The sequence below is a fragment of the Mycobacterium sp. SM1 genome, assembly GCF_018361265.1.
Classification (GTDB): domain Bacteria; phylum Actinomycetota; class Actinomycetes; order Mycobacteriales; family Mycobacteriaceae; genus Mycobacterium.
Genome location: NZ_JAFLNH010000001.1, coordinates 1,251,709 through 1,264,277, shown reverse-complemented (window position 1 = coordinate 1,264,277; position 12,569 = coordinate 1,251,709). Strand labels below are relative to the sequence as shown.

Sequence of the window (12,569 nt, the reverse complement as noted above, 5' to 3'; positions counted from 1 at the left end):
CCCACGGCGCTATCATCGACGGCGCGGCCGCGGGTTACGGTTCGCTATGATAGCGGTGCAGGCGGTTGGCGTTGCCGACCACCGACAGCGAGGACAGGGCCATCGCGGCGGCCGCGATCATCGGTGAGAGCCGCAGCCCCAGCAGGGGGTACAGCGCCCCGGCCGCAACGGGGATGCCGATGGCGTTGTAGATCAGGGCAAAAAACAGGTTCTGCCGGATATTGCGCATGGTGGCGCGGGAGAGCCGGATCGCGGTGACCACCCCGGCCAGCGACCCGGAGATCAGCGTGATGTCGGCGGCTTCGATGGCGACGTCGGTGCCGGTCCCGATGGCAAACCCGACATCGGCTTGGGCGAGGGCAGGTGCGTCGTTGATGCCGTCGCCCACCATGCCGACCCGGCGTCCCTCGGCTTGCAGCCGGCGGATCGCGCCCGCTTTGTGCTCGGGCAGAACCTCGGCGAGCACCCCCTCGACGCCGACCTGGCGGGCTATCGCCGCGGCGGTGCGGGCGTTGTCCCCGGTGATCATCACGACCCGCAGGCCCAGCTTGCGCAGGGCGGCGATCGCCGCGGCCGAGTCGTCCTTGACGGTGTCGGCAACGGCGAGCACCCCGGCCGGTTGATCGTCGGCAGCGGCGAGGATCGGGGTTTTGCCCGTGCTCGCGAGGTCGACGCCGATTCGCTCGAGTTCCTCGGTGTCGATGCCGTTGTCGGCCAACAGTGCCACGGTCCCCACGAGCATGGTGTGGCCCGCGACCGCGGCCCGGACTCCCTTGCCGGTGATCGAGTCGAAGTCGGTGGCCGCAGGAACACCGATGCCGCGGCTGCGGGCCCCGGCGACCACGGCGGCGGCCAGCGGATGCTCGCTGTCGGCTTCGGCCCCGGCGACCAGCGCTAGAAGCTCGTTCTCCGGCAGCGTCCCGTTCGCGTGCACCCCGGTGAGCACCGGTTTGCCGGCGGTGATGGTGCCGGTCTTGTCCAGCACGATGGTGTCGAGCCGGTGCGCGGTTTCCAGAGCTTGTGCCGAGCGGATCAGAATGCCTGCGCGCGCACCCTTTCCGGTGCCGACCATGATCGACAGCGGGGTGGCCAGGCCCAGCGCGCACGGGCAGGCGATGATCAGCACCGCAACCGACGACACCAGCGCCGGCGTCAACGCGGGTGCCGGGCCGGCGACGAACCAGATCGCGAAAGTGGCGATAGCGATGGCGATCACCGCCGGCACGAAATACGCCGAGACCGCGTCGGCCAGCCGCTGGATCGGCGCCCGCGACGCCTGAGCCTGCTGGACCATGCGAATGATCTGCGCCAGCAGGGTGTCCGCGCCCACCTTGCCCGCGCGTACCCGCAACGAGCCGGTGGTGTTGACGGTCGCGCCGATGACGGTGTCGCCGGCGTGTTTGATGACGGGCATCGGTTCGCCGGTCACCATGGATTCATCCACCGCGGACTGACCGGACAACACGATGGCGTCGACCGGGATTTTCTCGCCGGGGCGGATGTGGATCTCGTCGCCGACCACGACCTCGTCGACGGGGACCTCGGTTTCGGCGCCCCGGCGCACGACGCGGGCCGTGCGTGCCTGCAGGCCCAGCAGGGCGCGAATGGCTTCACCGGTGCCGGCCTTGGCCCGGGCTTCCAGTAGCCGGCCCGCCATGATCAAGGTGAGGATCGCCCCGACGGCTTCGAAATACACATTGCGTAGTCCGGCGGGCAGGGCCGAAGCGGCGACCGTCACCAGCAGGCTGTAGCCGTAGGCCGCGACGGTGCCCAGGGTGATCAGGCTGTTCATATCCGCGCTGCGATGAGCCAAAGCGAGCCAGCCGCTGCGATGGATCGGCCAACCCACGTAGACCATCACCGGCGTGATCAGCGCCAGCTGCAGCCAGTGGTTGAGCAGCACGGCGGGCACCCAGCGACCGCCCAGTGGTTGGGCCATCACCGCGTACAGCACCGGAATGGTGAGCAGCGCACCGATCAGCACCCGGCGTGTCAGGTCGGTGATCTCGGCCCGCCGTTCCGCGGTCTCGGCGGCTTCGGTCTCGGCCGCGCCCGGCTCGGCGGCGATCTCCGCTGACGCCGGCCGCACGCCAGGGATGATGTGCTGCTCTCGTTCGGGTGGCGAGGTGGCCGCGCCGTTGGGGGCGACGACGAGCGTGCCGTGAGTCATGTTCATGCCGCACGCAAATTCGAACGACCCCGCCCGTGGAGGGGTGAACCGTACCCGCGTGCGCTGGCGCGCCGGTAGGGCCGCCGATAACTGCAGGTCCGGAAAAACCACCCGGGACGTGCAGTCCCCGCTTTCCTTTCGGTCGAACTCGATTTCCACCGGAACGCCCTGACGGACCTCGACGACATTGGGGCTGTAGCCACCCAGCACGGTGATGTGGACACGCTGCACCCCGTCGGTGACCGCGGCGGCGCGGCCGCGGCGCGGAGCGAAGAAAAACCACGCCAGCACGGCAATGGCCAGGGCCGCGCTCATCGGGACGACAACGTCGGCGCTGGACATCGCACCCTCCTCATCGCTACGCACTCATCTCGCTACCGGCCAGGTGCTCAACCGCCGTGTTGCGAGGATGTTCAGGATGCCAGCCACAGAGCGGTTATTCCATCCGTCTGCGACCGGCAGGTCGCGGTTGCACGCCAATATCCCCAAACGAGGGGCACGTGTCACCGGCAACCGATAATATACCCCCTGGGGGTAACGGCGGGGTTGCCGGATGGCGAACAAGACGCCGTTACCCGCAGCTGTGGCAGTCAGTGACAGTGCAGGTCGCCACCCTGCGCGCAGGCGAGAGGTAGCTGAGATGAACGGCCTTTCACCGCGTAATCGACCAATTACCGCCCCGACGCCGCGCAGGCACAGCCTTTCATGTCTTGGCGCGCACGTGTATCTGCCGTTCGGCAATGCGGCCTTCCCCTGGCCAGGTACCGCGTCGTGCGCGGATCAAAGAAGCTCACCGCGAAGAACACGAAGAGCTCAGCGTCGCAGCCGTGGACGTGCCGGGCAATGCCGAGCACCCCCAGGGGAACGGAATACTTTACCTGCCAACAGATCCCGTTACCCAGCCAGATTACGCGACATACGTCCGGCCAGGCCGCAGATCATGCGGGCAACGGCTAGAGGTGTTTTCGAGGGGAGACAGCGGCGGCGTCGGTGCAGCCGTTGCTTAACCGCACTTGGGCAAACGGCGATTCAGTCGCGCATCAATTCTGTTTACCGTAAGGAGAAGCCAATGTCGTTTTGTGAGTCTTTTGTGACGACACGACCGGAACAGCTGGCAGCGACCGCGAGCAATTTAAGCGATATCGGTTCTGCGGTCACCGCGGCGAATGCGGCTGCGGCAGCCCCGACGACCGGGGTGATGCCGGCGGCCGCGGACGAGGTGTCAGCGCTGACTGCAGCTCAATTCGCTGCGCACGCACGCATGTACAGGGTGGCCAGCACCCAAGCCTCGGCGGTTCACGAACTGTTTGTGACCACCCTGGGCGTCAGCGCCGATTCGTACGCGCTCACCGAGTCCGCCAATGCGAGCGCCGTCGGTTAGTGAGGTGGGGTGCGGCAATGGATTTTGCGACATTACCACCGGAGATCAACTCCGCGCGCATGTATGCGGGTCCGGGCTCGGGGCCGATGCTGGCCGCCGCGGCGGCCTGGGATGGGCTGGCTGCCGAGCTGTATTCGGCTGCGGCATCATATGAATCGGCGATCTCGGGACTAACTGCCGGGTCTTGGCTGGGCCCGTCATCGGCGTCGATGACGGCCGCGGCAGCGCCCTACGTGGTGTGGCTTTCCGCCACCGCCGCGCGGGCCGAGCAGACCGCCGCCCAGGCCAAAGCGGCGGCGGCCGCCTATGAGACGGCATTCATGTCGACGGTGCCCCCACCGGTGATCGCTGCCAATCGCAGCGTGCTGATGGCCCTGGTGGCGACAAACGTTCTCGGGCAAAACACCCCGGCGATCGCGCCTACCGAGGCACAGTACGCCGAGATGTGGGCCCAGGACGCCGCCGCCATGTACGGCTATGCGGCCTCATCGGCGTCGGCGGCCACGCTGACACCCTTCGACCCGCCCGCTAGCACCACCAATCCGGGGGGACTGGCCGGCCAAGCCGCTACGGTCACCCAGGCCAGCGGCACTTCGGTAGCGTCAACCACGCAGACGGTGCTGTCGCAACTGCCCGCCGCGGTGCCCGTGGCCCTGCAAGGGCTTGCATCTCCCTTGCAGTCGACGCCGGTGGTCACATCGTCCGCGGCAGGACTCACCGGAATCCTGCAGGGCCTGGACCTTGCGGGCTACGCGGGTGCGGGCCTGGCGTCGGCTGACATCGGGACGACGTCGGGGGCCTGGGGGTCAGCATCGGAGGCCGACGCAAGAATTCTTGCCTCGCACAGCGAAATTGTCGACACTCACGATTTAATCGGCGGCACACTGGGTCAAATCACCCGCGTGGAGGGTCAAATTATGGAACGATTGGGTCAGCTGGGAGCGGTGCGCTCGGCGGTGTCGGCAGGCATGGGGGAGGCGGCCTCGATCGGGGGGTTGTCGGTGCCGATGGGCTGGGCCGTGGCGGTCCCGGCGATTCGCCCCGTCGCGGTGGCGCTGCCCGTCGCCAGCCTGAGTGCCGCGGCGGAGGTCGTCGCGGGTAGTCAGGCGAGCTTGGTCGGCGAGCTGGCGGTGGCGAGCATGGCCGGGCGTGCGATTGCCGGCACCGTCGGCCCCCGGCGGCAGCGGTTCCACACGGCCGCCGGCGAACGCGCGGCGCCGCTGACGACGGCGATTGCCCGTGGCACCCTAGAAGCGCCCAAGCACTCGGCGAGCGGCGCGGCGACGGGGATCACGGCCGAGCTACGCGAACGCGCCGCACTCCTGCGTGAACTAGCCGCACTTCGCGACTCGGGGATTTTAACCGACGAGGAATTCAGCGAGGAGAAGCGCCGCCTTTTCGGCCGCTAAACGCCTTAGCTAGCTTAGGCGTCCTCGCCGTGAATATTGAGTCAAGTATGGCGAACGAGTCGCGAATGCTCAGGCGGCGTGTAGGGCCTGTCGGGTGAGTTCGTCGATGGCGGCTTGATATGCGCGGGAGGCGTTGTGCAGCTTGGATTTTCGCGGTGGGCTGGGGTCGCTGACCTGGGCGAGTCCGGCGCGCAGCAGGTGGTCGTGGACGCGGGTGAATAAGAATGCGTGTTGCAGTCCGGTTGCGGTGACGGTGTAGCGGCGGGTGTGGGGGACGCGTTGGATGAGGCCGTGGGCGCGCAGGCGTCGCAGGTCGTAGGTCATCTGGCCGGCGGTGATGTGTTCGGCGGTCTTGCCGAGCAGGGGCGCGATCAGGGTGCGCAGGTCACGGCTGGTGAAGCCGTGGACCAGGAGCCGGTGGACGAGCAAAACCTGCAGCAGGGCGTGTACTCGGATGTCACCGAAACGCAGCCCGGGTATGCGGGTACCGGAGTCGGTGAAGACTGGTGTGGTCAGGTCGGTGAATGTTTTGGCGCCGCGGATCGGGTCGTGGCTGATGGTTTGGACGCCGAGCAGGCGCCGGTTGGCCGAAAAGCCGAGCTGCCGCAGGTCGGGCAGGCTGGTCAGCCGTTTGCAGATACCGAAGTCGCGGGGATTGTTGATGGTGGTTTCGGTGCGCAGCGCTCTCCCTTCTTTCTGGTATTGCTTGACTTTGCTGGTCTTGTAGTCCACGTGCAGTGACGGGACGACACCGTCGGTGATCACCCGGGTGCGAAACTGGCCCGGGGTCTTGCGTTTGCCGCTGCCCACGATGCGGCGGTTGAAGATCAACGAGACATGGTCGGGTCGGCCGATGTCGAGATTGTCGCGGATGACCTGCTCGAAGAAGATCCGGCCCGACACCGGGCGGTCCAGCATTTGGGTCAGCGAGAATTCGGCCTGCAGAATCGACAATTCGTAGCGGTAGCCGGCGGTGATGTCCTCATCGGTGAATGGGTTGGGCAGGATCCGCAGCCATTTACGTAGCAGCGCGTCGATCTGGTCGGGGCCAAGACTGTCGCAGATCGCCTGCAGCCGGTCGACGTCGGCGACCGAGGCGAACCCGTTGTCGAGGGCTTCGAATGCGATCCCCGCCTTGGCGGCCTGGCGTTTAGCCCATTCGTTTCCGTTGATGCACAACTTGGCGGTGTAGGGGAAGTAGGTGCAGAACTTGATGAAGAACGGGCCGAAGTCCTCATCGACGCAGTAGAAATAGAAGTGGTTGACGAACGCGGTGGATCGCACGAGCCATGCGTAGGAAGAACCGTCGCGGCTGTAGCGGCGCTGAGTACGCCAGACCAGTGCCTTCTCCTGGGCCCGGCCCACGAACAGGACCCCTTCCGGATCGGTGAACCGGGCCAGGAACCGCTGGGCCAAATCGTCTTTGCGTTCCTTGCCGAACGACACCACCTCCAGGCCCCGCGCAGCAACGAAACCGTGGATATCGGCGACGAACGCCTTCGTCATCGGATCCCTCAACGCAGTGGAGGCGTAGTGGTGGCCCCGGTGGCCGACGAAGAAGCCCTGAACCCCGCCGCCATAGGCCAGCCGTGGCATCCACACGTTCAGATACACCCGGTCGATGGACTCGACCTCGAACAGCGTGTGTTCGGACAAGACATCACCGGCACTGCGCGCTACGGTCATGATGGGCTCCGGTTCGGACGGGCGGCCAGCATTGGCCTACCAACCGCGTTATGCGGTTCATACACCCGATCGACACCAATCGACCAGGGTCTTCATCCCGCCCGGGTCGGAGCCCCCAAAGCGCCACCAGACAACATGCCCGTCGGGATGGGGCGAAGCCCGGCTTAGGGCTTATCCGACTTCGGTAGTCACAGCTGACTTTCGGCGATCACGTCGGGCCGAATGACCCTCGTCGAACCATCCCCTCGCGGCGTCGAATACCAGTAAGCCCGACGGCTCCGGTAAGCCCGACGGCTACAGAAAGTTAGGAATGCTCATGCTCGCCAAGGTTATCCAGGTGACCGCGATCGGGATCGCCGTCGCCGGTCTCGGGTGGGTGGCCGTTGTGGGTCCGGACGCGGCGCGCGCGCAGCCGGCGCGCGCGCCTCAGGATGTCAATTTCAGCTGCCCGGACATCGCGGGGATCAATTACGTGGCGGATCCCGACAACTCGAATGCGTACGACCTCTGTGTGGATGGAGTGCCGCAGCACCACTACGAATGTCCACCGGTGACGAAATTGGTCCTGACAACGCCGCCTAAATGTATGCCCTGGGGCGCCCATCACATGCCGTGATCGACGAGTGTGAAGCCAAACTGGCTTTTCTGCACGAACCTCAGGGGGCTTGGGCGACATGTCGCGGCGGCGCTGAAATGAGGCGCTCGTGGGCCTGGGGCTCGCACGCGCGGTGATCACGGCCAAGGTCACAGGATTGTCAGGGCACCTTGGGTGAGAAGCAGGGGTTAGGCGGGCTACCGGTTGGATTGTAGCCGCGCTGTTCGGGTTTGACAGGTTTGCGGTGTCCGCCACAGGCGCCGGAATCACCCTTTACCGACACACCCTTGCGGACAGGTTACGGGCGAGGTGTGCTCGGGGCCATGGTTGTCGGCGACCGATGACCGGGTCCCATGCCGCCGGGTCCCATGCCGCCGGGTCCCATGCCGCCGGGCCCCATGCCGCCGGGTCCCATGCCGCCGGGTCCCATGCCGCCGGGTCCCATGCCGCCGGGCCCCATGCCCCCGGGCCCCATGCCGCCGGGCCCCATGCCGCCGGGCCCCATGCCGCCGGGCCCCATGCCCCCGGGCCCCATCATGCCGCCGGGTCCCATCTGGTGGCGATAGTCCATGGGTGCACCTGGGCCGCGATGCGAATACGCGCAAACGAAGAACCCGGAAAAGAAAATCAGCGCGACAACAAAGGCGACACCGGCGACGATTCCCACCCAGGCCAACACCTGGTTCAGCCGGCTGGTTCGGTCATTTCGCGGCACCGCAGCGCCGGCACGTGAGTCTTTGGTCGTTCCCGTGTTGGGTCGGGGTGTTTCGGTCATGGGGAGATGATGCCTTTGCCGTCGAGCTGCGCACAGTGTCTTTGGTCCCAATGATCGGGGTAGTTATTCCCCGGCGACAGCGACCCCGAGGGCGCGGCGGGGATTTCGTCGGCCGACAGCGAAGAAAAACAGGCCGGAAGCCGACCGGTCGCAAGACCGATCGCTGGGGGGAAGCGTAGCGACCTGCGCCCGTGCATTGTGCCGTGCGCATTATGCATGTTGTGTGCCAGGCGCATTGTGCGGCCCGGGAAGTCCCCAGACGGCTCTCGCACCCGAGAAGCCGATGCGGTAGACCTGGATCGTCACGGCTATGGCGGCAGTGAGCAGCAGTACGGTGATCAGCAGCTGCACGACGGGTTTAACAGTGTGGCCGCGCTCCTGGTACAGGTGAGTCAAGCCCAGCAGGACGGCCGCGGCCATCAACGCAGCGGAGAAGTAGATCGTGGTGTTGCCGAGTGCCGTGTGGGCATCCACAGCGGGCGACTGGGGGACTCGCTCCTGCAACCACCAACCTGCACTGGTGGTGAGCGGAGTCAAGAAAAGCGTGACCGTGGCCAGTGCCAAAACGGCCCAGACCAGTCGCCGGCGGGCCGCCGGCCACAACGCGCAGATGATCACCAGGAGCGCGGTCAGTGGGGCCAAAACGATGATGAAATGGTTCAGCAGGATGTGGGCGGGTAGCCCATGCAGTGTCGACAAGGATCCTCCTTGGTCACCGATCGAGCGGCGGCGTCGGCCGCCTGTCGCAGCCGGATGGCCCGACGCGCCGCTAGGCGGTGGATTTCACCCGGGCGGCAGCGGACTCAGGCATGGGTTCGTAGCGAGCGAACGATCGGGTAAAGGATGCCGCGCCGTGCGACAGCGAACGCAAGTCGATCGCATAGCGGGTGAGCTCAATCTGTGGCACTTCGGCTTTGACCACCGTGCGCTCATGTCCGGCGGTGTCGGTACCGAGAACACGTCCGCGACGACCGGACAGGTCGCTCATCACCGCGCCGACCAGGTCATCGGGCACCAGCACCGAGATCTCGTCGATCGGCTCGAGCAAGATCACCTTGGTGGCCGCCGCGGCCTCCTTCAATGCCAGCGCGCCGGCCATCTGGAACGCGAAGTCTGAGGAGTCCACGCTGTGGGCCTTGCCATCGAACAGGGTGACACGAATGTCGACCACCGGATAACCGGCGAGCACCCCTTTTTCCATCTGCGCGCGAACGCCCTTCTCCACGCTGGGGATGAACTGCCGTGGCACCGCACCGCCGACCACCTTGTCGACGAACTCGAATCCCGAGCCTTCCGGCAGCGGCTCGACTTCGATGTCGCAGACGCCGTACTGGCCATGCCCGCCGGACTGCTTGATATGGCGGCCGTGGCCTTTTGCCTTGCCGGCGAACGTTTCCCGAAGGGGCACCCGGAGCTCCACGGTGTCCACGGTGACCCCGTACCGGTTGGCCAGCGCGTCGAGCACCACAGCGGCATGGGCCTCGCCCATGCACCAGAGCACCACCTGGTGGGTCTCCTGGTTCTGCTCAATCCGCAGGGTCGGGTCTTCGGCGGCCAGCCGTCCCAACCCGACCGAGAGCTTGTCCTCGTCGACCTTCGCGTGCGCCTGCACCGCCACCGGCAGCAGCGGTTCGGGCATCGTCCACGGTTTAAGCACGAGAGGGTCGGATTTGTCGGACAGCGTATCCCCGGTCTCGGCGTTGCTGAGCCGGCCGATTGCGCAGATGTCACCCGCCACGACGGCGGCGGCCGGCCGTTGCTGCTTGCCGAGCGGGTAGGTAAGGATACCGATGCGCTCATCCTCGTCGTGGTCGGCGTGGCTGCCCGCGGCGCCCGCGGCCGGCGCGAAAAAGGATGCAAAATGACCCGACACATGAACCGTGGTGTCGGGCCTGATAGTCCCGGAGAACACCCGGACCAGGCTGATTCTGCCGACATAAGGGTCTGACGTCGTTTTCACCACCTCTGCGAGCAGCGGCGCGTCCACATCGCATTTAAGGTTGGTGCGCGGCGCGCCGTTGGGCGTAAAGACCTCCGGCAGTGGGTGTTCCAGCGGAGGGGGGAATGCTCTGGTGGCGATCTCCAGCAGTTCCAGCGTGCCGACACCGGTGGTGCTGCACGCCGGGATCACCGGGAAGAAGCACCCCCGGGCAACCGCCGTCTCCAGATCCTTGATCAGGACCGACTCGTCAATCTTTTCACCGCTCAGATAGCGCTCCATGAGCGACTCATCTTCAGACTCCTCGATGATCCCCTCGATCAATGTCCCACGGGCCTCTTCGATCTGATCGGCGTATGACGCGTCCGGTGAGTGCGCGGTCCGGGTGCCCCCGGCGTACTCGTACTGTGTCTGTGACAGCAGTCCGATCAGCCCGTCGCCGGCGGGCAGATAAAGCGGTAAAACCTTGTCGCCGAACGCTTCCTGGGCGGAAGAAAGCGCGTTCTGGTAGTTCGCCCGGGGGTGGTCGAGTTTGGTGATCACCACGGCGCGCGGCATGCCGACCTGGCTGCACTCTTGCCAGAGGGACTTGGTGGGCTCGTCGACGCCTTCGTTCGCCGCGATCACGAAAAGGGCACAGTCTGCGGCTCGCAACCCCGCCCGCAGCTCGCCCACGAAGTCGGCGTATCCGGGCGTGTCGATCAGGTTGACCTTGACGCCGTCATGCACCAGCGGCGCCACGGCTAGACCGACCGACCGCTGCTGCCGGATCTCCACCTCCTCGTAGTCGCAGACTGTGGTGCCATCCACGATAGAGCCGGGCCGACTCAACACGCCGGCAGCGACCAGCAGGGCCTCGACAAGGGTGGTCTTGCCGCCGGCCGATGGTCCCACCAACACCACATTGCGAATAGCGGCAGGACTCTCTGCGGCGGGAGCGCCTTTGCCGCCCTGGGAATTAGTCGTCTTGTCTGCCATGGGGTTCCTCTCCTTCTACCCTGCGTAGTTTCGCTTGCCGGGTGCGCCCAAGCTCTCGGACCTAGGGACCTAGTAAGTCACCATTCCCTCAAGCGCCGTTCAGCACAAGGGCAAATACTGTTCAAGTCGGGGCGGCAACACGAGTTGCCGGATCAGTGGGCCAGCGGGCCGACCACCGCCTGTCGGCGCACCGCGAGCGGCGCCTGCAGACGACGATGCCGGGTGGCGTCGCCGGTCTCAGCGGACCCGTGGTGCTCGCCCGCCGCGGGTTCTTGTTGAAGGCGCATAAATGCCGGTGCCAGAATCGAAGGCATGAGCTCGGGCCCGAGTTGCGGCGCGAGCGTGGCCGGGGCACCCGCCGATGCGCATCTGGCGGTGACGCCCGGAAGTGGAGACGCAAATGATCACCTTTTACGTGCTGGCCAGCGCGTTCGGCGTTGGGGCGCTATGGCTGGCGACATCCGTTCGCGTCGTCAAGCAATTCGAGCAAGGCGTGGTGTTCCGGTTCGGTCGGGTGCAACCGCACGTTCGCAGCCCGGGGCTTACCTGGCTGATTCCGGTGGCCGACCGGCTGCAAAAGGTGAACATGCAGATCATCACGATGCCCGTGCCCGCCCAGGACGGCATCACCCGCGACAATGTCACCGTCCGCGTGGACGCGGTCATCTACTTCAAGGTGTCAGATCCGGTGCGGGCCGTGGTCGACGTGCAGGACTATATGTCGGCTATCGGGCAGGTCGCGCAGACCTCGCTGCGGTCGATCATCGGGAAGAGCAACCTCGATGATTTGCTGTGCAACCGCGAAGGTCTCAACCAGGGTCTGGAATTGATGATCGACAGCCCGGCACTGGGCTGGGGAATCCATATCGACCGGGTGGAAATCAAGGACGTGGTGCTGCCCGACTCGATGAAGCGGTCGATGTCGCGCCAGGCCGAGGCCGAGCGCGAGCGGCGCGCCCGGGTCATCACCGCAGACGGCGAACTGCAAGCTTCCCGCAAGCTGGCCGAAGCCGCGCACGTCATGGCCGAGCACCCGGCCGCGCTGGAACTACGGTTGCTGGAGACGGTGGTCGAGGTTGCGGCCGAAAAGAACTCCACCCTGGTGTTGCCGTTCCCGGTTGAGTTGCTGAGGTTCTTGGAACGGGGAACGCCGGCGGCCGCCGAGTCGCCGGAACCGGTGGCGGTGGCCAACGGTGCGGGTTCGGTGAGCGCATCCCCGGATTAGGCGTGCCAGCAGACCCAGTGGTGCACCGCAACCGCGATCACTGGACCATCCAGTGAAACGCCCTGGTATTGAGGATATTTGGCGCGCAGCAGCTGGTATCCGATGTGCATTGCCCGGCCGGCGCGGTGGACGGCGGCTATCCCGTCGACGCGGACCCACCACAGCTGTGTCCAATCGTCGGTGTAGTGGTCGACCAGCACGCTGACCCGCGGGTTGTGTTCGATATTGGTCAGTCGGCGCAGCCGGTGCGTAGTCTTCGGTTTTGCGTCGACGGCGGTGTAGACCACATCGTCGTGCAACGCGAACACCACGGGCACCACATGGGGCATGCCCTGAGGCGTGACGGTGGCCAGTCGGGCTACCGAGGCCTGTGCGAACCTGGCCCTGGGGTCGAAGTCGACCACCGGGCCA

General features: G+C 66.1%; 10 protein-coding genes. 4 read left to right on the top strand and 6 right to left on the bottom strand.

Annotated elements, in window-relative coordinates; translation table 11 throughout:
• Window positions 1–34: 34 nt before the first annotated feature.
• Window positions 35–2,512 (bottom strand): heavy metal translocating P-type ATPase, encoded by a 2,478-nt coding sequence (locus tag MSM1_RS05940; RefSeq protein WP_213440620.1) that lies wholly within the window; start codon window positions 2,510–2,512, stop codon window positions 35–37.
• Window positions 2,513–3,239: 727 nt separating this feature from the next.
• Between MSM1_RS05940 and MSM1_RS05935 the strand changes: the two genes are divergently transcribed.
• The gene (locus MSM1_RS05935; protein ID WP_213440619.1) at window positions 3,240–3,551 is read left to right on the top strand and encodes a PE family protein; all 312 of its coding nucleotides are present in this window, start codon (window positions 3,240–3,242) and stop codon (window positions 3,549–3,551) included.
• 17 nt (window positions 3,552–3,568) lie between these two features.
• On the top strand, window positions 3,569–4,960 hold the full coding sequence (locus MSM1_RS22400; protein ID WP_213440618.1) for a PPE family protein: 1,392 nt from the start codon (window positions 3,569–3,571) through the stop codon (window positions 4,958–4,960).
• A 69-nt stretch (window positions 4,961–5,029) separates the two neighbouring features.
• Here MSM1_RS22400 and MSM1_RS05925 read toward each other — a convergent pair whose 3' ends face one another.
• A complete protein-coding gene (locus tag MSM1_RS05925; protein ID WP_213440617.1) occupies window positions 5,030–6,646 on the bottom strand; it encodes a hypothetical protein in 1,617 nt (538 codons plus the stop codon).
• 316 nt (window positions 6,647–6,962) lie between these two features.
• Here MSM1_RS05925 and MSM1_RS05920 point away from each other — a divergent pair, with 316 nt between their 5' ends.
• The gene (locus tag MSM1_RS05920; RefSeq protein ID WP_213440616.1) at window positions 6,963–7,262 is read left to right on the top strand and encodes a hypothetical protein; all 300 of its coding nucleotides are present in this window, start codon (window positions 6,963–6,965) and stop codon (window positions 7,260–7,262) included.
• 277 nt (window positions 7,263–7,539) lie between these two features.
• Here the strand turns inward: MSM1_RS05920 and MSM1_RS05915 are convergent, their stop codons facing one another.
• The 3 genes from MSM1_RS05915 to MSM1_RS05905 all read right to left on the bottom strand — a co-directional run bounded on the left by MSM1_RS05915 (window position 7,540) and on the right by MSM1_RS05905 (window position 10,933).
• Window positions 7,540–8,016: a hypothetical protein gene (locus tag MSM1_RS05915; RefSeq protein WP_236054761.1), complete on the bottom strand. Its 477-nt coding sequence runs from the start codon at window positions 8,014–8,016 to the stop codon at window positions 7,540–7,542.
• Between the two features lie 210 nt (window positions 8,017–8,226).
• On the bottom strand, window positions 8,227–8,715 hold the full coding sequence (locus MSM1_RS05910) for a DUF2231 domain-containing protein (RefSeq protein WP_213440615.1): 489 nt from the start codon (window positions 8,713–8,715) through the stop codon (window positions 8,227–8,229).
• Window positions 8,716–8,785: 70 nt separating this feature from the next.
• Window positions 8,786–10,933 (bottom strand): elongation factor G-like protein EF-G2, encoded by a 2,148-nt coding sequence (locus tag MSM1_RS05905; protein WP_213440614.1) that lies wholly within the window; start codon window positions 10,931–10,933, stop codon window positions 8,786–8,788.
• Window positions 10,934–11,333: 400 nt separating this feature from the next.
• On the opposite strand from MSM1_RS05905, the gene MSM1_RS05900 reads away from it, so the two are divergent.
• Window positions 11,334–12,158: a slipin family protein gene (locus tag MSM1_RS05900; RefSeq protein WP_213440613.1), complete on the top strand. Its 825-nt coding sequence runs from the start codon at window positions 11,334–11,336 to the stop codon at window positions 12,156–12,158.
• Here the strand turns inward: MSM1_RS05900 and MSM1_RS05895 are convergent.
• Window positions 12,155–12,562 carry a TIGR03668 family PPOX class F420-dependent oxidoreductase gene (locus tag MSM1_RS05895; protein ID WP_213440612.1) on the bottom strand — a complete coding sequence of 136 codons (408 nt, stop codon included), beginning with the start codon at window positions 12,560–12,562 and terminating at the stop codon, window positions 12,155–12,157. The genes MSM1_RS05900 and MSM1_RS05895 overlap by 4 nt on opposite strands.
• Window positions 12,563–12,569 lie beyond the last annotated feature (7 nt).